Source organism: Clostridioides sp. LIBA-6822 (assembly GCF_056688955.1).
In genome coordinates this window covers 895648-917800 of record NZ_CP196995.1, presented here as the reverse complement: position 1 = coordinate 917800, position 22153 = coordinate 895648, and the positions used below count along the sequence as shown (strand labels likewise).

The following is a 22153-nucleotide window of genomic DNA, read 5'->3' as shown; positions in this document are numbered from 1 at the left end:
ATTTACATTATTTTTCTGTTGACTAATTATACCATTAATACTATGATTAATAGTACTATATTATCAACTATTAATAAAAATATTTAGTATAATTATATTATCACCAAAATCTTATATAGTTATAAAAGATTTAAATTTTATTTAATTTAGGAGGAAAATATGGGCGAAAATTATAAGTTTTTTAATCACAAAGATTGTGAATTTTTCCCTTGTCATAAAACTAATAAACCAGAGGAATTTAACTGTTTATTTTGCTATTGTCCTTTGTATGCTTTAGGAGAAAATTGTGGTGGAAACTTCAAGTATACAGATAAAGGTATCAAGGATTGCAGTAGTTGCATGCTACCTCATAAAAAAGATAATTATAATTATATTATGGGAAAATTTCAAGATTTAGTTAAAATTACTAGTAAAAAATAATTTTTCATTAGAAATAGCTATGCATAAATATTTATTAACTACTTTTAGTCTAAATATTATTACATAGCTATTTTTATTGTATACTTTTAATCTATCTTGTTTTTATTTTAGACGATTTGCATAACTTATATATTACAAGAAGCAATATGCTTACTAATAAAATCAACATTAAAATCATCACACCAGCATGAAAAAAGAACTCTTCTGGCAACATATTTATAACTGGGTCTAAATCTGGACTAAATATCCAATAATCGTTTCTAAATAATAATTTATGAAAAATAATAAATGATTTTTCAAAGTTCAATAAAACTGGAATGGCCAATAATAATGGCATAATTATAAGCGTTATTGATGTAGTTTTTAAAATTTTTATATTTTTATTTTTTGCATTCAATATAATTCCTACTAAAGATACTATCATTAGTACTTTAGCTAGTTTATTGATATTTTGAAATATATTTCTCACCTCTTCAAAATGTATCTTTCCTTCTGGAGAAGATTTTAATGTAGGCAACTTAAACTCAGACACATTCTTATTTAAATTATAATCAATCAGATAATCGTAGTTTAATTTTATATCATCTTTAGACAAACCAGACAAATCCGATATATTTAAATAATCAATGTCAAAATAATATAGTTGTTTAAACGCAACAGTAAAATTGATAACTCCTACGATTATAACCACACTTATACATGTTGAAAAAAGTATATTTAGAAACTTTTTCATGAAATCCCCCCAGTAATAAATTAAATCACTACACTATTTTAGTTGTAAAATCTTCTATATTCCATACATCATCAACAATGTCTGAATAGAATTCTGGTTCATGACATACCAAAAGAACTGTTCCCTTAAATTCTTTTATGGCTTTCTTCAATTCGTCTTTTGCTTCAACATCTAAGTGATTTGTAGGCTCATCTAGTACTAAGAAATTTATATTTTTTAGCATTACTTTACAAAGTCTAACCTTTGCAGCTTCTCCACCACTTAGCACTCTCATTTGACTAGTTATGTGTTCATTTGTAAGTCCACATTTTGCAAGAGCTTGTCTAACTTCAAAGTTTGTAAGTCCTGGGAATTCACTCCAAATTTCATCCATAGGTGTGTTGCTATTTTCTCTTGAACTCTCTTGTTCAAAATATCCAACTTCCAGATAGTCACCTAACTTAACACTTCCTTCAAATGGTTTTATTATTCCAAGTAAAGTCTTTAATAAAGTAGATTTTCCAATACCATTCATTCCTTTTAAAGCTATCTTCTTCCCTCTTTCTAGATGGAAATTAAGCGGCTTTGTCAATGCTTCATCATATCCTAAAATTAAACTTTCTGTTTCAAAAATTATCTTACTTGCTGCTCTAGCCTCTTTGAAAGAAAAAGTAGGCTTTATCTTTTCTTTTGGTCTTTCTAATATTTCCATCTTATCAAGTTGCTTTTGTCTACTGTTAGCCATTCCTCTAGTTGCTACTCTAGCCTTATTTCTAGCTACAAAGTCCTCTAGTCTCTTTCTTTCTTCAACTTGTTTGTCATAAGCTTGTTCTTCTTGACGTTTCTTTATATCGTTAAGTCTTACAAACTCATCATAGTTTCCTTTATATCTATTTAGTTCTCCATTTTCCATATGGTATATTACGTTACAAGTGTTATTTATAAATTCAATATCATGAGAAACTAGGACAAAGCTATTTTCATACTCTTGAAGATATCTAGTAAGCCATGTTATATGTTCTTCATCTAAATAGTTTGTAGGCTCATCCAATATAAGAATAGTTGGATTTTCAAGTAGAAGTTTAGTAAGAAGTACTTTCGTTCTCTGTCCCCCACTTAAGTCAGTTACATCTTTATCTAGACCAATCTCTCCAAGACCAAGACCATTTGCAACCTCTTGTATCTTCGCATCTATCATATAAAAACCACTATTTTCAAGTATAGTTTGTATTTCAGCTGTTTCTTCAAGAAGCTTACTCATCTCATCATCATTAGCTTCTCCCATCTTGTCGTACATAACAATCATTTCTTGCTCTAAATCAAACATATGCTTAAAAGCTTCTCTAAGTACTTCTCTTATACTTTTACCTTTACTTAGTACTGTATGTTGGTCTAAGTAACCTACTGTAGCTCTTGAAGACCACTTTATATTTCCAGCATCTGGCATAAGCTTTTTTGTTATTATATTTAAAAAACTCGATTTTCCTTCTCCATTAGCGCCAACTAGTGCAATATGTTCACCTTTTCTAAGTCTAAAAGATACATTTTCTAATATTGTTCTTGCACCAAATCCGTGACTTACGTTTTCTACTACTAGCATTTTAACACCTCTCAAAAAAATTTTACACATTCTATACTATAATATATTCTTTTTAAACTTAAATCAAGTATTACCAATATTTTTAGTTATATTTACAGCAATTTAACTTAATGTAAATTTTATCATTATATTATTTATAATAAAAAATAGTAGAAAAATCTATTCTAGTCAATCATGATTTTGAACAAGACACTTATTTATGAGGCATCTCTTTTCGTCTTTCGATGTAAGTTCTGAAAAAGTTGCCTTGCATAGTTGATAACGCTTTTTTCTCCCTGCTTTATTGTTAAATACAGAACAGCATATCAACTCTATTTTCATAATACTTTATTTTTATTTTGATAAAAATGTTAAAACTCTATTATTAAAATCTTTTGCTTCCTCATATGCTGCATGCCCAAGACCTTTATATATAAACAATTCGTTGTCCTTAATTTTATCAACTAATTCAAACAAAGATGTCTCTCCAATAATTTTGTCCCTATTGCCCCCAATTACCAAAGTAGGACATATAATATTCTCCAACTCTACATATGCATCATGCTGAATACAAGAAACTGCTTGTATGAGAAATCGGCTAAAATCTTTAGGCTTACCTATTCTCCCAAGTAGATGGTAAAGTAAACGATATTTTCTTAAGTAGTTCTCTGAATAGGATTTTTCTGCTATATCAATCATTAGACCTTTGTAATTTTCTTGCTCTGCTAACTTAATCCAATTTTCAACCACTTCTTGAATATTTTCATTCTGCTTCGATAATGTAACAGCCAATACAAGTTTCTCAACTAAATCAGGGTAATCAATCGCAAGATATTGTGCTATCATTCCACCTTGAGAAATTCCTAAAACTTTAGCCTTAGATATACCAAGTATTTTCATAGCTTTAGCTTGGTCTTTAGCCATATCTCTTGTAGAGTAGCCCTCTTTCAAATGATTTTTCCTGCTGAAAACATATACTTTGTAGTCTTTTGCATACATCCTGTATGTTATAGCCATAGTTATAGCCATTCTCTTAACTGTCTTTAATCCGTCTCCTAGACCGGGAAGCATGATTAAAATGTCACTTCCATTTCCAAAAGAGATATAGTCCATATCTGTATCATCAATACTGACACTTCCTTCTTTTGCTCTCCAAAACATAGCTGCCTCCTCCTTTTATCTCAAAAGCCCAATTTTTAATATTTCCATGTAATCTGTTAGTCTCTTTATATACTCATTTTGTATATGTTCAAATGAATAATTATCAATTTCAACACTTCCTAAAAATTCTTCATTAAAACCTTTTAGAAACCACTTTAAAAGATTGATTGTTTTCTGCTTATCCCAACGTAGATTACTCAAATCAATATCTTTAAGTAGCTTGTAATACACATTTATCTCTTTGATTTTATATCGTTCCATAGTCTTTCGATAAATCACAGTATCATTTTTTTTGAAAGCTCCTATTACCAATTTTGCTTTTTCGAGATTATGAATATACCAAGTAAATTCTAAAATGGAATACTCGATTACTCTTTGAAATAACTCAGGTGGAAGGCTAGATGTCATTTTTTCTAGATTTTCAATAAGTTCTGCTGTAACAATATCAAGAATGAAGAAATACAATTCTTCTTTATTAGAAAAATATTTAAAAAGACTACCTTTACTGATGCCAGAGTTTTTAACCATTCTATTCGTGGAACTATTTGTGTAACCATATGTTGCAAATTCAGATGTTACCACATTAATGATTTTCATTTGTTTATCTTCATTAAGCTCAAAAAATAATTTTGTAGGCATAACCTGTTCTCCTCGCATAGTGACCACTCGGTCATTTTATTTGTTGAATAATAGTGACCATGTGGTCACTATTATTAGTATATCTATTAGCTTTATACTTGTCAATGGGATTCACAGAAAAGATACAAACAGCAACGCAAAATAATATTAGCTATTTTCATCAATACTATAATGTATGTACTTCACTTTGCGAGATACCTACAAAGACCTATAAGACTTTTTAGAGGCTTTTAATAAATAAAAAATAGAGATAAAAATCAGGAACATAATACCATCCCAACTTTTTCTCTATTTATACTTTATTTAAAATACTCATCTAATCCATCTGCTACACATTGCATCATTTTTCTTTGATACTCTGGATTTGACATCATTTGGTCTTCATTGTAGTTACTCATAAATCCCATTTCTACTAACACAGCTGGTACTTTTGACCAGTTAAATCCAGTCAAATCGCCTCTTTGAACGATTCCATTAATTTGTATTCCAGCTTGTTCCATATTCTGTTTAATAAATTCAGCACATTTATTACTATCTTCATATATAGGAGCTGTATATTTTCCATCCTTTTCAGGAATTAATATGGATGCACCAGTCTTTGAAGAATTATTTAAACTATCTGCATGTATTCTTACAACCATATCTGCATTTTTATCATTAGCAAGTATCGCTCTTTCTGAATTACTTATATTTATATCATGAGTCTCTCTAGTCATTATTACATTATAACCTTTAGATTCTAATATATGTTTTAAAACAAGAGATGCTTCTAAATTTAAAACATATTCTGGTTTTTTTGTGGCAATACCCTCTGTTCCTGAAGATACTCTCGCTTTTTGAGAGGAAGAACCTGGAGCTACTGGTTCTAGATTGCTATCTCCTTTTCCTTGATGTCCTGGGTCTATACAAATTAAAAACTTTTTATTTTTTTGAGTTTCGTTTTTATTATCTGATGATTTATTTTCTGATGACTTTTCTTTATTGCTTTTTGAATTTGATTTATCTTCATCTTTATCTTTTGTATTTTTATTTGAGTTTTTATCTTTATCTGCTTTTTCATTTGTAGTGTTTCCTGAACTAATCAAATTTGTAGTCTTGTAAAAATTGCTAACAGGATTTGATGTTCCTATAATTATAATTCCCATGGCAATTATACAAGTAACTAACAATCTATATTTTTTCATGTTTTGCTCCTTTCTAATGATATACAGTTATTATTTATTTTAACTTATATGAATATGTATCTATTTTATCATATACGCTCTTTATTTTATTTATTTTTATGAAAACTAAGGAGTTATTGCGTCAGTTTTCCAAGCATCAAAAACTAATTCTTGCACAACATAATACAGAAGCAGCGAGAAAACTTCAATTCTATTATTAAAATAATTTAATAAGAAAGAGGTGTTTTATGCAATTTAAAAATTTTTATTTTAAAGATAAAGCTTTAAATAAAAGAACCAACTTAGCTAAGTCTAAATTTACAATTGTTTTAACTTTTTTATTTTTATTATATTTTTTCTCAAATAATTTAATTTATGCACAAAATTTACAAAAAAGTGAACCTGAATATTTAATACCAATTGGAAACGTACTTCAAATCGACGCAGAACTAAAAAACATCATTGTTAGAAATCCTGGAGAAGCATCTCCACTTAGGTTAGGTGATGCAATAGTAAAGATAAATAATGCTGAAGTTGATGGATATAGCGACTTTGCAAACACATTAAATGCTTTACCAGAAGAAAAACCAGTATCTATTTTATTAAATAGAGGTGGTCAACTGATAACAATGAAAACTACTAAACACATATTAGAAAAAATTAGTTTTAATAACTTACTTTCTGGATTTGCTACTTTAACATATATTAATCCAGAAACATCAGAGTTTGGTGCTGTAGGTCACCCAATAAGTGTTGGTAATGCTAGAAAGATACCTATTAAATCAGGTTCAATTTCTACAACTAAACATCTTAATATAGAAAAATCTTATAAAGGTAGTGTTGGATGTATAAATGCAAAAAGAGAAAATATTATTGGTAGTTTTACAGACAATACTGATTTTGGAATAAGAGGTCAAATTAACAACTTTGATATTTCTAATTTAAAAAAATATAAAGTAGCTTCTTTAGATGAAGTTAAATTAGGAAAGGCTCAAATAATTCTACAAGATAATTGTAATGAATGTAAAAAATATAATATTGAAATTATAGATATAGAAAATCAAAAACATCCAGAAAGCAAAAGTTTTAAAATTAAAATTACAGATAAAAAACTTTTAGCTCAAACTGGTGGTATTGTACAAGGTATGAGTGGTACTCCAATAGTTCAGAATGATAAAATAATTGGAGCAGTATCTCATGCTATCGAAAATGACCCAGCTGTAGGCTATGCTGTATTTATTAAATGGATGTTGTAAATAATATAGTTTTAAATAATACAAATAAACAATAATTTAAATATTAAACAGATAATTAATAATATATTTGGTCTAAAGGTATCTCTACTTACCTTAAGAGACCAAATATATTAGATATTTTACATAGTATAAAATATAATTTTTATTGAAATTATATTAATATTATTTACAAAATTTTTATTTATAAACTACTTTTTCAAATTTATTTAAAAATATATAACTTTATATTACTTATTAGCATTTTTTCCAGTGTTAGGTAAAACATTTCCTAGATTTTTTTCTGGTATATTTACATAACTTTCTGGAACATCTCCTACTATTATAGTCTCACAAATAGGTATCTGTGCTTTAATTTGTTTTGTTGAAGTTATAAGTGGTATTACTACTTTAACTTGCGTTTGAGCTTCTAGATATATTCTGTGTCTTGTTTGATTTATACCAGACGACTCAAATTCCGTTTTAAAGTTTACTGATACTGTTCCTATAGGTTCAATAGAAACTTCAAGTCTAGGACCGTATTTGGCTAATATAGGACTTCCTAATGCTGTTCCTATAGGTATGTAAGAACTAGCTGTCTTAGCTTTTTTTAATTCATCTTGTATTTCTAAAGCTATTGCAGAGGCAATCTCATTCATCATTATAGTATTTGCTTGTATCATTGTTATTTTGCCATTATTATCAAGCTGTATATCCATTAAATCTTCATAGTTTATTTTTCCTTCTACCATTTCAGCAACAGCTTTATTTATTGACCTATTTGCTAATTCAAGAGCTTTAGTTTCTGCCAATACTGTTATTGTTGGTCTTAAAGTTTTATCTATATATATAAAACTGCCTATAAATACAGACAAGAAAAGAATTAACAAAAAAATAGCTACAATTTTTCTAAATTCAGTTTTCTTTTTTCTATCTACTATTCTATTCAAAATTATCCCCTCCTATTTATTTATATGTAGCTTTAGCATAATTTTTATAATATTTGTCAAAAATAAATAAAATAAAAATATGGACTTTTTAATACATTATGTTTATACATATTTACAATGTACAGAATATTATAGCAAATTCATTTTTTCTATTAATTACAAAATTACTCCTATTTGTGTTATAATATTGCATTAAGTAAGGAGGTTAAAATCTTATGAATAACGATAATGATAAAAATGGAAATAAAATTAGAAGAAAAAAAGTTAGTTCCTCTAGTAATACAAACAAACCAATTAATAGAGGTTCATCTAACAAAACTCGTTCAACAAAAAACAAGAAAAAATCTAAAAAAAGCGATAAATTTAGAAAACTAAGAGTATTTGGGATAGTATTTTTAGTTTTACTAGTTGTTGGTACTGCTGGTACTGCTGGTTTAGTATTTGCATCACTAAGAGATGTTACTCCAGTTACAGAAGCTGTCTTGGATAAGCAAACAAACCAAACAACTACAATTAAATACGCTAATGGAAAAACATTATCTACAGCTCCAAGTGTAAATAAAAAGACACCTGTTCCATTAGATAAGATTTCAACACATCTTCAACATGCTGTAATTGCAATAGAAGATGAACGTTTTTATGAACATAAGGGTGTCGACATTAAAGGTTTATTTAGGTCAGTATTAAAAACCCTTACAGGTACTAAACAAGGTGGTAGTACTATTCCTATGCAGGTATCCAAAATGTTGTTAACAACTGAACAACAGACTCTGCCTCGTAAAATAAAGGATATTTACTATGCATATGAGATGAGTAAAACAGTAAGTAAAGATAAAATACTAGAAACTTATTTAAATAACTTTTTCGTTGGTAGAGGTCTAGCAGGTGCTGAGGCTGGTGCACGTGGTTATTTTGATAAGTCTGCCGCTGACCTTACTATAGCTGAGTCAGCACTTCTTGCTGGTTCAACTAAAAATCCATCAAAGTTTTCAGCCTATAAAACTTCTAAATTAGATGGAAGCGAAACTAAAGGCGATTTAGAAAATAAGTTATTATTTTTTGTTAACACAACTGATGATGATTTAGATGACCCTACAAAGGTAGACTTTGATATGATTGAAAAAATAAAGTCTTGGGAACTTATATCTAATGATACTTATAGACAATTAAAGGCAGGTACATTAGTTGTCAGAAAAGCTGTAAGCAACCCAGAAGCTAAAAAAAGACAAGAAGTTGTTCTAAAGAAAATGTTAGAATTAGGATATATTAAGCAAAACGAATATGACGAAGCAATCAAAGCTAAAATAGAAATAAAATTACCTAAATCATCAGACAAAGTTTCTTCATCTGTAGAAGACCTTATTGAAAGTGAAGTTATAAATGCTTTAATGGAACAAGGACATACAAATGATGAAGCACAAAACTTATTCTACAATGGAGGTCTAATTGTAAATACAACTATAGACCCTAAAATGCAGGATGCTTTAGAAGAAGAATATGATAGAAATAGCAATTTCCCAGGACATATGGTTGGTCCTGATGGAGTTAGTCAACCGCAATCTGCAATGGTAATCTTAGATTATAAAAATGGTGAAATAAGGGCACTAGCTGGAGGAAGAAATATAAGTGGTAGAAAAACTTTAAACCGTGCTACTAACCCTCATCAGCCTGGTTCTGCTATAAAACCTCTAGCAATTTATACACCAGCTATTGATACTTTAAAACTTACACAAGCAACTTCTCTAAGTGATACCAGAGGAGGATATAAGTTTGAAGAGAATACTAAGTGGAATCCAAGAACTACTACTGCTGGGCATGGTTCTATGAGTTTACGTAGAGCACTTGCTAAATCTTCAAATACAATAGCTGTCAAAACTGCTGAGATGCTTGGAGATTCTTATGATGAATGTATAGATATAATGATGGACTACTTAAAGAACTTTGGTATAACGACTGTAAAAAATAGTCAGTCAGGAGCAACTGATAGACAATTCCCATCATTAACACTAGGTGGTATGGCAAATGGTATTACTCCGCTTCAAATGGCTGCTGCTTATGGTACATTGGCAAATCAAGGAGTTTATATAGAACCATCAATTTTCACTACTATAACTACTTTTGATGGTCAATTATTAGTTAAAAACGCTCCTGAGGAACATAAAGTTGTAGAACCTGAAGTAGCTTATGTTGTTACAGATATGTTGGAAAGTGTAATTACTGAAGGTACTGGTAGCATAGCATCACTTTCAAATGGAATGCCTGTTGCAGGTAAAACAGGTACTACAAATAGTGCATATGATGCTTGGTTTGTTGGTTACACACCTTATTATGTTGGAGCAACTTATATTGGAGATGATGCTGGTAGAAAAGATGATTCTGGCAATACCATAAAGCGTAGAGAAGTTCCACATGGAAGTACTAGTACTGCAAAACTATGGGAAAAAGTTATGACAAAAATACATGCTAACTTAACAGTAACTGAATTTGAAGTTCCTAAAAACGTGTATTTCACAAAAATTAATTTAGATGATGGAGGGAAGCAATCTTCTGGCTCTAAAGCAGCATTTATTGAAGGGACTGCTCCTACTAGAGTAAGTTCTCAACCATCCTCTGAAGATACAAAGAAACCAGATAATAATCAACAAGATGAAAATGACAACAATAACAACAATTCAGGTGATAATGGTGGTGGCTCTACTCCTCCTAATAATGGTGGAAACAATAATGGTGGTGGCTCTACTACTCCTCCTGATAATGGTGGAAACAACAATGGTGGTGGCTCCACTCCTCCTGATAATGGTGGAAACAATAATGGTGGTGGCTCTACTACTCCTCCTGATAATGGTGGAAACAGCGATGGTGGTGGCTCTACTACTACTCCTGATGGTGGTGGCACTCCTGCAACTTAAGCTAACAAAAATCAAAATATAAATATAAAGAGTGTCTCATAGATGATTTTTTAAATTATCTATGAGACACTCTTTTTCTATAATTACATCATATTATTTATTCCTAGTTGTTTAGATATTTCAGACAGTTATATCACAAATTATATAAACCCAATATTATTTTAATTACTGTATACCAAATGTCTGAAATCTATTTAATTTACCATATCTTTCAATAAGCATTTCCCATTCTTCTTTATCATAAAACTCACACTTATTTCTACCAAATAACTTAGCCACTTCAATTGCAAATCTACCTGCTGAATCTAAATCAGCAAAATTAGTTGCACCTGTGGCACATCCAGCAACAGGCATCTCTGTAGTAATAGCTACTCCTACTACTGGTGCATCTATAGCAACTGCTGGCTGTAAAATACTATTTAAGTGATATAGATTATTTCCATATGGTGTTATATCTTGAATTGATAAAGGGAATACAAATGGAGCCTTTCCAGTAACAGTCTGCATAATATCCAAAAGATTATCACTAGTTTTTAATATGTAACCTTCCTTAACAGTTGGTGATATTGCAAATCCTCTATTGTTGATTACTCTATTACCTTTGGTAGTATCTATTGAAAGTATTGCATCACAACTATTATCAACTTCATTTTCATTCATAGTCATCATATCTATTGGTGAATCCATAAAAGGTGTAGGATAATGCTCTCTAGTTGGTGCATCTGGACAAATATGAGTTGAGATTACAATATCACCATCTAATATATCTCCTTTTCGTTGCATATCCAACAGTCTTGCTGCAACTGCAATTGCTACTAATGCTCCATCACCATCCGATACAAAACCTGTTACTTCTGGTCTTGCTCCAATACCTCCTAATCTACCTAAAATTCCAAGAGTAGGAGCATCTCCACCATTTAGCTTTCCATTCTTACCAGGTATTGTAAGTTTGACTAAATCAGTTGAACCTTTACTTGAAGATAATTCCTTGACTGTTACATCTACTTCACCATAACTTTGTAAATAAGACTTTACTTCTTCTCCATTAGCATTTGCTTTATCTAAAATGTCATAAACCTCTATTACTTGTTTTAATATCATGTCTAATCTAATTTCCTTTCTTATATATTATTTACTATATAAAACATCTACTCCACACATTGCTAGCACCTTAATTGCTTTCATAAGTGCTATTCTACCTTCTTTACCACCAGCTGCAACAGCAAATTCATCAGTATGAGTTGCAGTGTCTTCTTTTAATTTAATATATGCTTGTATTGCAGGTATTTCATGAGTTAGATTTCCAGTATCAGTTGACCCAATACCTTGACTTAAATCTCTTTCAATATAGTCCTCACCTAACACTTCAAAATTACTTCTAACTATATTCACTAATTCTGAATCATTTTTAATTTCTTTGTATACTTCATCTAATTGAACTATTTCTACGCTAGTTCCAGTAGAAATTGAAGCTCCTTTAGCACAGTTTTTAAGCATATCACAAATCTCATTTAAGTATTCTATACTTAAAGCTCTCACATTAAATATTGCTGTAGATTTTTCAGGAATTATATTATGTATGCTACCTCCATCAGTTATAATTCCATGTACTCTTGCATAATCTTTAAGATGCAATCTCATACTATTTACACTGTTAAACAATGCTATTACCCCACTTAAGGCACTTTTTCCTTCCCAAGGATAGGCAGCTGCATGTGATGCCTTACCACTAAAGTCAAATTTTAAATTAACTTGAGCAAATGATATATCATCAGGCATTGAAGCATCACTTGGATGTAAAATTAATGCAGCATCTACATCTTTAAATACTCCCTCTTTAATCATAGTTATTTTTCCGCCTACTCTTTCCTCTGCAGGTGTTCCAAAAACTTTTACAGTTCCTTCTATATTATGTTTTTCCATTATTTCTTTTAATATGATACCAGCGCCAACAGAGCTTGTTCCTATAATATTATGCCCACATGCATGTCCCATACCTGGAAGTGCATCATATTCAGCTAAAAAAGCCACTGTTTTTCCAGTCCCATTTGAATAAATAGCCTCAAAAGATGTCTCCAACCCTCCTACACCTTTAGTTACATTAAATCCATTTTCTTCTAACAAATCACACAATGCTTTTTGTGACTTATACTCTTCAAATGCCAATTCTGGATTTGCAAATAAGTAATCAGATACATTTTCAAATGATGTCTTTTTTTCTTCAGATAATACCTTTATTTCCTCTTTGATTTTTACTTTTAATCCATTCATATTTACCTACCTCCTTAAAGCATTCCATTTAATCTTAAAACTGTTTGAGATATAAAAGCAGAACCAAAGTAAGTAGATGTCATAACTATAAATGATATAACCACTAACTTCCAGCTCAAAGTCTTTAATATATCCAATTGGTTACCTACAGAAATTCCTGCAAAAGCTAACAATGGTGTCACTGTAGACATAAAATTGATTTTTCCCACATTAGTTGCTATAATATCTCCCACTGGTGATATTGGAAGTGATAAAATGAATGCAACTAATGTAGCCCATGCAAAACCTGGCAAATTAGGTCTTTTAACAAAATTCTTGATTATAATAGCAACTATAACTAACAAGAAACCAAATATACTTCCTATTAATAAATCCTTAGCCTGAGTCTTAAGTGCTATCATTTGCCCAAAGCAAATAATAATATATATAAACAGTACTATTTTTATCTGTTCCATAATAGTCTTAAAAGTTTTTTCCATATAGACACCCTCCTTTATTAGTCATTACTTGTTTTTCTTCCTCTAAATCTTTCAATAATTGGAGCTACTTTACTATAATAATAATTGGCTACTGGCAAAGATAAAAATAACTCTATGTATATTCCAGTAACAGCTGTAATCAAACCACTAGTTGCTGAATATGCTAAAATCTGTTCCGACATCTGTGGAACTGTATTCATTAATGATGCCGTTGCAGCTCCCATCATTGAACCACTACCCATTCCTGATGCCATTGCTAAAGCATATGGATGAAATCCTAAAAGCACTCCTACTGGTGCTAAAAATGAGAATAATAATGTTCCAAATATACTACCACTTATGTAAGTTCCTAATGTTCCTATACCTTCTGGTGAATTTAATCCATACTTATCTCCAATAATTCCTAGTGCTGTGTCACGACATAATGAAAAAGTACCTCCTAATGCACTTCTTCCAAGACCTAATGCAACTCCAACAGGTAATGCAATCAACATTGTACCCATATGACCAAATTCTTGTAATAAAAGTGCTGGCCCTGCTTGAAGTAATATACCAACTTTAGGACCTGCATTGATTCCAAACATTATTCCTAATGGATATAGTGTTAAAGATAGCAAATATGGAGATACATTTATTTCATTATCCCCTATAAACTTTTTTAGAGCTGGTATAACTCGTCCTAATAAATGGGGCGAAACAGCCATTCCTATAAAGATAGCCCATAGTATACTAAGTAAAGTTATATTAATGCCCATAACTTTAAATGAAATAGGACCGATTAATTCCGCCAATATTGTGATTATAAAGGCTGCTATTATGGCATTTCTAATCCCTGCTTTTTCTTTCATTTCTATACCTCCTTGTAATTTTTATAATTTTCTTATAATATAATTGTTAGTGATTTTATTATATAACCTATCATTGATAATGTATAATATATATTATTCATCATTTTTATATACTTTTAGTTATGAATCAAAATAAGACATTACAAATTCATGATATAAAACACAAATAATTTATTAGATTACATTATATAGATAGTAAATTATTACCTAAGCTGACAAAATTATTTACTGATTTTATAAAAATTACCTAAATAAATAAAGGAGTACAGTGTACTTATATACACTTACTCCTCTTAATCTCAATTCATATTATTTTTTAGATTAATTTATACAAAGTATAATACTTCTAATACATTTATTATACTTAAAAACTTACTACTTTATTCTTTTAACACTATTTCGTATTATTAACCTTGGATATAGTTTTCTTGGAATATGTTCTGTTCCCTTTTTATTTATTATATTTACTAAACTGTCTACTCCATTTTTTATAACTTGCTCTCTTGGGTCATCTATCGTTGATAAATGCGACCTAAAATATGATATTAACTCAATATTATTATACCCTATTATAGAAATATCTTCTGGTACATTTATACCATAAGTAGTTTTTAATTCTTGTATTATAGAAATTGCTGGTACATCTTGCTGTACAAATATGGCTGATGCTTTTTTTATTTTATCAATATGTTTTTCTAACAACTCAACTTGAGACTCAAAATCCATTTTAGATTCAATAACCTCAGTCTTTAAATTTGCCTCTTCCATAGCATTCAAATATCCCTTGGTTCTATCTTCATGCATTTTTGAGCTCTTATCATCTGAAGTTACTGTTATTATATTTTTATGACCATGGTCAATTAAATGCTTAGTAGCTATATAACCACCATACACATTATCATCCCAAAAGAAATTGTCTACTTCTCCTACAAAAGATGGTTTAAAATATATAAATACATGTGGAAAATTATTATCTTTTAAAAATTCATACTCTTCTTTTTTTATTGATTGAGACACAATTACTAATCCATCTACCATTTGTCCATTTACCATTTTATATACATTACTGTCACCACTAATATTATTATTAGGTTGTATTATAAAATCGTATTTATTAGTCTCAATAGAATTTATAGAACTGTCCATTATATCACTAAAAAACTTTCTAGTATCTTGGTGATTAAAATTATTTGAAAAGATTACCCCGATTCTGCCTGTTTCTTTTTTGGCCAGATTTCTTGCATTTACATTAAAATGGAACCCTAGTCTATTAGCCTCTTCTACTACCTTCTTTTTTGTCTTTTCAGATACATTAGGATTATTATTTAAGCACCTAGAAACGGTTGAATAACTGATACCTAGATTCCTTGCAATATCTTTAATAGTTACCATCTTTATCCCCTACTTCACTTCATTTTATTTTGATAATATAATACTACACTATGTTGTAAATAATTGTCAACTTCAATTATGTAAACGCTTCTTTATATAAAAAATAGACAGAATCTAAAAGATATCTGCCTATTTTATAAAAAGTTATTATTTTAAAATTTATTATTCTCTTAAGTAATATTTATGGTTTCGCTTTTGGTGTAAATACTACTGACATAAGATATCCAAAGAATATAGCAGCTGCTATTCCACCAGCTGTAGCAGTTGTACCACCTAAAAAGATACCTAAAAAGCCATCACTTTGAATTGACTTTATTACCCCTGTAGCAAGTGAATATCCAAATCCTATTATAGGAACTGTTGCACCTGCTGCTGCAAACTTAACTAATGGTTCGTAAAGACCTAGAAAAGTTAAAACTACACCAGTTGTTACATATGTTACCATAACATATGGAGTTTGCATTTTAAAATAATCCATCATTACTTGGGCTATTAAACATATAATTCCACCTACAATAAATACTCTTACATAGTCCATTAACATATATATCACTTCCTACTCATTTACTATTACTACTGCATGTGCAACACATGGTATTGTCTGCTTTTGTAGTGTACTTGTTGGTGATAGTAATGCTCCTGTTGATACAAGCATTACTTTATTAAATTCTTTTTTTCTCAACTTTTCATATATATACCCTGCAAATACTGTAGCTGAACATCCACATCCACTTCCACCACAATGGACATCTTGTTCTTTAAGATTAAACATTTCTATACCACAGTCAGTGTAACATTTTGATATATCTACACCTTTTTCTTTCAAAAAGTCTTCTGTTATCTGTTTTCCAAGAGTACCTAAATCCCCAGTTGCAATTATATCAAAGCTATTTGGGTCATCATTAGTATCTTCAAAATAAGAATATATTGTATCTATTGCTGCTGGAGCCATAGCTGGTCCCATATTATTACCATCATCAATACCTTCATCTATTACTTTACCAACTGTAACGTATTTTACCTTAGGACCATCTCCATTAGGAGCTAATAATACACTTCCTGCTCCTGTAACTGTCCATTGAGCTGTCATTGGCTTTTGATTTCCAAGTTCTAGAGGAAATCTAAACTGTCTTTCTGCTGTACAATAATGACTTGATGTACCTGATAGTACTAAATCTGCAAAACCACCATCTATAAGCATAGAACCTATGCAAAGACCTTCTGCCATTGTAGAACAAGCTCCGTATATACCTAGAAATGGAATTGCTAATTCCCTTGCTGCGAATGATGCTGGGACTATTTGATTTATTAAATCTCCACCTAACATATAATTTACATCTGTTAGTTTTTTCCCTGCCTTTTGTATAGCTTTCTGAGATGCAGTCTCTACCATCTTACTTTCAGCTAATTCCCAAGTTTTTTCACCATATAAATCATCAGTCATAATCATATCAAAATAGTCCTTTAGCGGTCCTTCACCTTCTTTAGAGCCTACTATAGTTCCAGTTGATATTATTGTTGGTTTATTTTCTAATTTTACTGTTCTTTTTCCAATTCTTTTATTTTTCATATTTTCACACCTTTTTAATTTTGCATTTTAATATTTAATTTTTTAATATCAATTGAAATCTTCATAACTATTTTCTAACTAACAAGCTTCATAGTTAATTTTCAACTTTCATAGCTATTTTGCAATTAATAGAGTTTAAATTAAATAAAAACCATCTAAAACATCTTAAAGATATAATAAATAATCCCACATAAAATAGAAGAACCTATCCCATAAACTAGAACTGGCCCTGCAATTTTAAATAAGTTTGCACCTACACCTAATACATAACCTTCTCTTTTATATTCCATTGCTGGAGATACTATTGAGTTTGCAAAACCTGTTATTGGAATTATAGAACCAGCTCCAGCCCTTTTTCCTATTAGGTCATAAACTCCTAACCCAGTTAAAAATGCCCCTATAAATATTAGTGTTATTGATGTTGCAGAACTAGCACCTAATTTATCAAGACCTCCAACTTTCATGTATAAATCATTTATTGCTTGCCCTATCATACAAATAATTCCACCTACAATAAATGCAAGCGTATAGTTTTTTAAATATGTAGGTTTTGGGCTTATTTGGTCTACATATTTTTTATAATTTTTATCCATACTAAACACCTCTCTAAAGTATTATTTGTTAATTTTAAAAAAATAAACCTATTATTTATTTTGACAGCTTAAAGTTTCATCAAAAAATAAAAAAGATGCCTAATAAAGAAAATAATTTATTTTCTTTCATAAAGACACCTTATTTTTTAATATTTTTTATTGTAATTTAGAAACTTTTAATAATAGTTTAAAAGTTTAATATAACAATCTATTACAGTTTATTTTAGTAATATTCTTATTATATTTTATGGTTTTATATATCATAAATATTCTCATGATATATATTCTTTTAATTTAGACAACACCTTTTTCTCTATCCTAGACACTTGAACCTGTGATATATTGAGCATTTCTCCTATTTCACTTTGAGTCATATCTTCAAAATATCTGAGAACTATTATTTGACGTTCTCTCTTATCTAGTTTTCCAAGTATGTCTTTTAACAGTATGTTATCTACTACTTTTTCTTCCTCACTTTCTCCTTTCATGCTTATTTTATCAATAAGACATATTGGAGAACCTTCCTCTTCATGAATAACACCTTGCAAATATTCAACGTTGAAATTAGCTTCCATAGCCATTACTAAATCTTCTTTTTCTACATCAATTGCTTTAGACAATTCTTCTATACTCGGTTCTCTACCTAACTTTTTGGTCAATGATTCACTTTCCATCTTAGCCTTTATAGCTATTTGCTTTAATGACCTTGATACTTTTATCATACCATCATCTCTTAAGTACCTCTTTATTTCACCTAAAATCATAGGTACCGCATAAGTAGAGAATTTTACATTAAATTTTGGGTCAAATTTATATATTGATTTTATTAAGCCTATAGAACCTAACTGAAATAAATCCTCTCTATCATATCCTATATTTAAAAATCTAGATACAACGCTCCTAACTAGACCTAAATTGCTTGATATTAATATTTCTTTTGCCTCTTCATCTCCATTTTGAACTTTGTCAATAAGTTCTAGAGTCTCCTCATGACTAAGAAGAGGTTTTTTTTCTTCTCTGGCAACAGTTACTTCCATAATAAAACCTCACTTTTGGACTTTATTTAGGCACATTTATTTTTTTAGTCATTTCAATTCTAGTACCATTATCTTTTACAGAACTTACCTCTACATCGTCCATAAAGCTTTTCATTACTGTGAATCCCATTCCTGATCTATCAAGTTCTGGTTTTGATGTATAAAGTGGTTCCATTGCCTTCTCCACATTTTCTATTCCATACCCTTCATCTTCAACTATAATTTTTATAATATTTCCTTCTATCTCACATCTTAAAAAAACAAACTTAGAACTATCTTCTTCATATCCATGTATTATAGCATTTGTAACAGCCTCAGAGACAGCAGTTTTTATATCCACTAATTCATCTACTGTTGGGTCTAATTTAGCTGCAAAGGATGCTACTATAACTCTTGCTAAACTTTCATTTTCAGATATTGCCGAAAATTTAACTTCCATAATATTATTCATCACATACTCCTCCCTACAAAGAACTTAGAGCTTCTTCATACGTATCATAAATGCCAATAATTTTATTTAACCCAGATAAATCAAAAATTTTCTTAACTCGTGAACCTATATTAATTACTGAAACTCGTCCCCCTTCATTAGAAATCTTTTTATATCTACCTATGATGACACCTATACCTGAAGAATCCATAAAATTAATATTTTCAAAATTAAATACAACATTTCTAACTTGATTTACACTTAATAAGTTATCTATTTCTTCCCTTATTTCATTGGCTACATGGTGGTCTAGTTCTGAGCACATAAATTCTATGTATAGATTCTTATGTTCTAAGGAATAATTTACCATCAAAATCCCTCCTTCAATAGTTTTGTAAAAATAGTAACTTTTAATCAATTCTATAATTCTATTTTTATTCCTTCAATGAAATTTAACTAGTTTTGTCGTATTATTTCTACCATGCTTTCATTATATGTTACCTGACCACCAAAGTCTGATATGCCAGAGTCTGTCAAACTGTTTGGATTCCCATGTTTCTTCCACCAACCAACATACATTTTTACTATATAATTACCTACTCCATCATCTATATTTATTTGTACATCTATTTTTGCTTTTTTTGAGTTTAAAGTCACAATATCTCTATCCTTAATGCCTAATTGTTTAGCCATACTTTTATTTATATATGCTTGCGATATAGAAGTCTTGTCCATAAAGTGTTGACTAAACAAAGTATCTGCATGATGATTAGTCAATAATCTAAAATAAGTATTTTCATTTTTTTCTTTTATATTTTTAGATTTATGACTCATATACACGGGTATTGGGCTTATTCCCAAACTTTTTATTCGTTCTGAATAAAGCTCATACTTTCCAGATGGAGTTTCAAACATCTTATCTTCCCAAGCAACAGGTCTATGTATGGTAAAGTAATTGTTTTTAAGTTTTTCTATATCTAAATTCTTATCGAATTGTTTGAGTGGTTCAATCACTTTCGCTAGATATTCTCTTTTTTTCACAAATGGATACTCTTTAAGTTCCATCTTTTTAGCTAACTCCATAAAGAAATAGTATTCATCCATCAGCTTATGTTTTGGCTTTACTGCCCTTTCATTATAAGTTATATATGGATTAGTCATTGAACTATAGATTATATCTTCACTTTCTAGTGTATTTGTACAAGGTATAAACAGGTCGCATAACGTAGCTGTATCAGTCATAAACATGTCAAAGCATACTTTAAATTCAATCTTTGAAAACACTCTTTCTAATTCTACTAAATCTGGCAATTGATTTAACATATTACTTTTAGTTATAACAGCCATCTTTATAGGAATATTAGCTTTTATTGATTTACTTGACGAGTAATTTAATTCATTCGATATACAATTTGCTTTATATTGTGTATCATCAAGCCCCTTAGATGTATCTTTTAAAGATTCTTCTATAAACTTACTAATGTTACTTACATAAAATTCTCTATCTTCTCCATATGATTGGCTATTATAAGGGTCAGAGTTTATAATGTTTGGATAAACCTTATTTGCATAGTTTATACCTCCACCACTAAAACCTATTTGACCTGTTATAGCTCCTAAAGCATCTATGGCTCTTATTGTATTTCCTCCATTTTTATATTTCTGAAGTCCATACCCAAGGTTTATAGTTGAATATTTGTTTGTATATAAATCAACTAGCTCTCTTATCTCATTCTCTTTAACTCCACATTCATTAATTAAAAAGCTTAATTCCAATGAATGTAAATATTTTTTGTACTCCTCAAAACCAATAACGTATGAGTTTATATATTCTTCATCGTATAATTTATCTTCTACTATAACTTTTGCCATAGCTATAGCTAAAGCTCCATCTGTTCCAGGATTTACTTTTATGTATTTATCTGCTATTTGAGCTGTTTTTGTATATATGGGGTCAATTACTACTATCTGTATTCCTTTATCTTTAGCCTTTTTAATTATTTGCATAGTATGAATTGTAGTATATGCTGGATTTTTTCCCCATACAAATATGCTTTTACTATTTAACATATCTTCTATAGCGTGACTTTTAGCTTCTCCAAAATCATACTTTTGAGCATGCATTCCTGCACTCCAACATGGACCACCCTTGTGCCTACTAACTCCTCCATAAAAATTAAAAAATATATCTCCTATGTATTTTAGTACAGACCCACTTCCATATTGGTCATAATGCATAACAGACTTTGATGTGTACTTTTCTTTATAGTCTATAAGCTTTTCTGACATTATCTCTATAGCTTTATCAAAAGAAATTTCCTTCCATACTCCATTAACTTTAAGCATAGGTGTCTCTATCCTCTCTTTATGATTTAGTCTATCTAAATGAGCCAGTCCTTTTTTACATATAAATCCTTTTGTGTAAGGATGGTTTTTATCTCCTTCAATTTTTATTATGTTATTTCCTTTAATATAAACATTAAATTTACAACAATCATGGCAATCTAGTGTACATCCATGACTTAATTTCTTTACTATATCCATAAAATATCCTTCTTTCCTTATTAAAAACTATCCTATTTCCTATAATTTATTAAATTGTATATACTCAAAACTACTTTTATATGAAACATAAATACATTTTATCAAATTAAATTTAAAAATACTTCATAAATATAATATTATTGTAAAATTCTCTTTTAAAAACTTACTATCTTATAATTTTGATTGCATACTATAGTTGTTAAATATAAAAATAACCTCTCAAT

Annotated in this window: 21 protein-coding genes; 3 read left to right on the top strand and 18 right to left on the bottom strand. The window is 29.6% G+C overall.

Annotated elements, in window-relative coordinates; translation table 11 throughout:
- The first annotated feature begins 159 nt into the window (after positions 1-159).
- Positions 160-420: a cysteine-rich small domain-containing protein gene (locus tag ACTG48_RS04555; RefSeq protein WP_003418451.1), complete on the top strand. Its 261-nt coding sequence runs from the start codon at positions 160-162 to the stop codon at positions 418-420.
- 91 nt (positions 421-511) lie between these two features.
- On the opposite strand, the gene ACTG48_RS04550 is transcribed toward ACTG48_RS04555, so the two are convergent.
- The 5 genes from ACTG48_RS04550 to ACTG48_RS04530 form a co-directional block, all read right to left on the bottom strand.
- Entirely contained in the window at positions 512-1153 is a 642-nt protein-coding gene (locus ACTG48_RS04550) for a TIGR01906 family membrane protein (RefSeq protein WP_479918246.1), read from the bottom strand.
- Between the two features lie 28 nt (positions 1154-1181).
- Positions 1182-2732: an ABC-F family ATP-binding cassette domain-containing protein gene (locus ACTG48_RS04545; RefSeq protein ID WP_479918245.1), complete on the bottom strand. Its 1551-nt coding sequence runs from the start codon at positions 2730-2732 to the stop codon at positions 1182-1184.
- Between the two features lie 333 nt (positions 2733-3065).
- Positions 3066-3872: an alpha/beta fold hydrolase gene (locus tag ACTG48_RS04540; protein WP_479918244.1), complete on the bottom strand. Its 807-nt coding sequence runs from the start codon at positions 3870-3872 to the stop codon at positions 3066-3068.
- A gap of 15 nt (positions 3873-3887) precedes the next feature.
- Positions 3888-4511 carry a TetR/AcrR family transcriptional regulator gene (locus ACTG48_RS04535; RefSeq protein WP_479918243.1) on the bottom strand — a complete coding sequence of 208 codons (624 nt, stop codon included), beginning with the start codon at positions 4509-4511 and terminating at the stop codon, positions 3888-3890.
- 299 nt (positions 4512-4810) lie between these two features.
- Complete coding sequence (locus ACTG48_RS04530) at positions 4811-5695, bottom strand: N-acetylmuramoyl-L-alanine amidase (protein ID WP_021383605.1); 885 nt, start codon at positions 5693-5695, stop codon at positions 4811-4813.
- 227 nt (positions 5696-5922) lie between these two features.
- On the opposite strand from ACTG48_RS04530, the gene ACTG48_RS04525 reads away from it, so the two are divergent.
- Positions 5923-6930: a SpoIVB peptidase S55 domain-containing protein gene (locus ACTG48_RS04525; RefSeq protein ID WP_479918242.1), complete on the top strand. Its 1008-nt coding sequence runs from the start codon at positions 5923-5925 to the stop codon at positions 6928-6930.
- A 227-nt stretch (positions 6931-7157) separates the two neighbouring features.
- On the opposite strand, the gene yunB is transcribed toward ACTG48_RS04525, so the two are convergent.
- Positions 7158-7856 (bottom strand): sporulation protein YunB, encoded by a 699-nt coding sequence (yunB, locus tag ACTG48_RS04520; RefSeq protein ID WP_021383616.1) that lies wholly within the window; start codon positions 7854-7856, stop codon positions 7158-7160.
- A gap of 215 nt (positions 7857-8071) precedes the next feature.
- Here yunB and ACTG48_RS04515 point away from each other — a divergent pair, with 215 nt between their 5' ends.
- Complete coding sequence (locus ACTG48_RS04515) at positions 8072-10765, top strand: transglycosylase domain-containing protein (protein ID WP_479918241.1); 2694 nt, start codon at positions 8072-8074, stop codon at positions 10763-10765.
- A 165-nt stretch (positions 10766-10930) separates the two neighbouring features.
- Here the strand turns inward: ACTG48_RS04515 and ACTG48_RS04510 are convergent, their stop codons facing one another.
- The 12 genes from ACTG48_RS04510 to ACTG48_RS04455 all read right to left on the bottom strand — a co-directional run bounded on the left by ACTG48_RS04510 (position 10931) and on the right by ACTG48_RS04455 (position 21929).
- Positions 10931-11866, bottom strand: a complete 936-nt coding sequence (locus ACTG48_RS04510; protein ID WP_479918240.1) for a DUF1177 domain-containing protein — start codon at positions 11864-11866, stop codon at positions 10931-10933.
- A 27-nt stretch (positions 11867-11893) separates the two neighbouring features.
- Positions 11894-13036 carry a M20 family metallopeptidase gene (locus ACTG48_RS04505; RefSeq protein WP_479918239.1) on the bottom strand — a complete coding sequence of 381 codons (1143 nt, stop codon included), beginning with the start codon at positions 13034-13036 and terminating at the stop codon, positions 11894-11896.
- A 14-nt stretch (positions 13037-13050) separates the two neighbouring features.
- Entirely contained in the window at positions 13051-13515 is a 465-nt protein-coding gene (locus ACTG48_RS04500) for a hypothetical protein (RefSeq protein ID WP_479918238.1), read from the bottom strand.
- A 17-nt stretch (positions 13516-13532) separates the two neighbouring features.
- Positions 13533-14363, bottom strand: a complete 831-nt coding sequence (locus ACTG48_RS04495) for a DUF3100 domain-containing protein (RefSeq protein ID WP_479918237.1) — start codon at positions 14361-14363, stop codon at positions 13533-13535.
- Positions 14364-14738: 375 nt separating this feature from the next.
- Positions 14739-15755 (bottom strand): LacI family DNA-binding transcriptional regulator, encoded by a 1017-nt coding sequence (locus tag ACTG48_RS04490; protein WP_479918236.1) that lies wholly within the window; start codon positions 15753-15755, stop codon positions 14739-14741.
- Between the two features lie 181 nt (positions 15756-15936).
- Positions 15937-16299 (bottom strand): stage V sporulation protein AE, encoded by a 363-nt coding sequence (gene spoVAE / locus ACTG48_RS04485; protein WP_021383580.1) that lies wholly within the window; start codon positions 16297-16299, stop codon positions 15937-15939.
- A 12-nt stretch (positions 16300-16311) separates the two neighbouring features.
- Positions 16312-17325 (bottom strand): stage V sporulation protein AD, encoded by a 1014-nt coding sequence (gene spoVAD, locus ACTG48_RS04480; RefSeq protein WP_021383664.1) that lies wholly within the window; start codon positions 17323-17325, stop codon positions 16312-16314.
- 155 nt (positions 17326-17480) lie between these two features.
- Positions 17481-17918, bottom strand: a complete 438-nt coding sequence (gene spoVAC / locus ACTG48_RS04475; RefSeq protein ID WP_003418420.1) for a stage V sporulation protein AC — start codon at positions 17916-17918, stop codon at positions 17481-17483.
- 272 nt (positions 17919-18190) lie between these two features.
- Positions 18191-18955 (bottom strand): RNA polymerase sporulation sigma factor SigF, encoded by a 765-nt coding sequence (sigF, locus tag ACTG48_RS04470; RefSeq protein WP_021383657.1) that lies wholly within the window; start codon positions 18953-18955, stop codon positions 18191-18193.
- 22 nt (positions 18956-18977) lie between these two features.
- Entirely contained in the window at positions 18978-19406 is a 429-nt protein-coding gene (spoIIAB, locus tag ACTG48_RS04465) for an anti-sigma F factor (protein ID WP_021383646.1), read from the bottom strand.
- Between the two features lie 13 nt (positions 19407-19419).
- Complete coding sequence (gene spoIIAA, locus ACTG48_RS04460) at positions 19420-19755, bottom strand: anti-sigma F factor antagonist (protein ID WP_021383577.1); 336 nt, start codon at positions 19753-19755, stop codon at positions 19420-19422.
- An 86-nt stretch (positions 19756-19841) separates the two neighbouring features.
- Positions 19842-21929, bottom strand: coding sequence for a molybdopterin-dependent oxidoreductase (locus ACTG48_RS04455; RefSeq protein WP_479918235.1), 2088 nt, complete (start codon positions 21927-21929; stop codon positions 19842-19844).
- Positions 21930-22153: the final 224 nt, after the last annotated feature.

Excerpts from the sequence above, each read along its gene's own strand:
- sigF (WP_021383657.1), bottom strand. The coding sequence starts at position 18,955 with ATGGAAGTAACTGTTGCCAGAGAAGAAAAAAAACCTCTTCTTAGTCAT.
- ACTG48_RS04535 (WP_479918243.1), bottom strand. The coding sequence starts at position 4,511 with ATGCCTACAAAATTATTTTTTGAGCTTAATGAAGATAAACAAATGAAA.
- spoVAE (WP_021383580.1), bottom strand. The coding sequence starts at position 16,299 with ATGTTAATGGACTATGTAAGAGTATTTATTGTAGGTGGAATTATATGT.
- ACTG48_RS04530 (WP_021383605.1), bottom strand. The coding sequence starts at position 5,695 with ATGAAAAAATATAGATTGTTAGTTACTTGTATAATTGCCATGGGAATT.
- ACTG48_RS04525 (WP_479918242.1), top strand. The coding sequence starts at position 5,923 with ATGCAATTTAAAAATTTTTATTTTAAAGATAAAGCTTTAAATAAAAGA.
- ACTG48_RS04490 (WP_479918236.1), bottom strand. The coding sequence starts at position 15,755 with ATGGTAACTATTAAAGATATTGCAAGGAATCTAGGTATCAGTTATTCA.
- ACTG48_RS04545 (WP_479918245.1), bottom strand. The coding sequence starts at position 2,732 with ATGCTAGTAGTAGAAAACGTAAGTCACGGATTTGGTGCAAGAACAATA.
- spoIIAA (WP_021383577.1), bottom strand. The coding sequence starts at position 19,755 with ATGGTAAATTATTCCTTAGAACATAAGAATCTATACATAGAATTTATG.
- ACTG48_RS04455 (WP_479918235.1), bottom strand. The coding sequence starts at position 21,929 with ATGGATATAGTAAAGAAATTAAGTCATGGATGTACACTAGATTGCCAT.
- ACTG48_RS04500 (WP_479918238.1), bottom strand. The coding sequence starts at position 13,515 with ATGGAAAAAACTTTTAAGACTATTATGGAACAGATAAAAATAGTACTG.
- ACTG48_RS04555 (WP_003418451.1), top strand. The coding sequence starts at position 160 with ATGGGCGAAAATTATAAGTTTTTTAATCACAAAGATTGTGAATTTTTC.
- ACTG48_RS04505 (WP_479918239.1), bottom strand. The coding sequence starts at position 13,036 with ATGAATGGATTAAAAGTAAAAATCAAAGAGGAAATAAAGGTATTATCT.
- spoVAD (WP_021383664.1), bottom strand. The coding sequence starts at position 17,325 with ATGAAAAATAAAAGAATTGGAAAAAGAACAGTAAAATTAGAAAATAAA.
- ACTG48_RS04550 (WP_479918246.1), bottom strand. The coding sequence starts at position 1,153 with ATGAAAAAGTTTCTAAATATACTTTTTTCAACATGTATAAGTGTGGTT.
- ACTG48_RS04540 (WP_479918244.1), bottom strand. The coding sequence starts at position 3,872 with ATGTTTTGGAGAGCAAAAGAAGGAAGTGTCAGTATTGATGATACAGAT.
- ACTG48_RS04510 (WP_479918240.1), bottom strand. The coding sequence starts at position 11,866 with ATGATATTAAAACAAGTAATAGAGGTTTATGACATTTTAGATAAAGCA.
- spoIIAB (WP_021383646.1), bottom strand. The coding sequence starts at position 19,406 with ATGAATAATATTATGGAAGTTAAATTTTCGGCAATATCTGAAAATGAA.
- ACTG48_RS04515 (WP_479918241.1), top strand. The coding sequence starts at position 8,072 with ATGAATAACGATAATGATAAAAATGGAAATAAAATTAGAAGAAAAAAA.
- ACTG48_RS04495 (WP_479918237.1), bottom strand. The coding sequence starts at position 14,363 with ATGAAAGAAAAAGCAGGGATTAGAAATGCCATAATAGCAGCCTTTATA.
- spoVAC (WP_003418420.1), bottom strand. The coding sequence starts at position 17,918 with ATGGATAAAAATTATAAAAAATATGTAGACCAAATAAGCCCAAAACCT.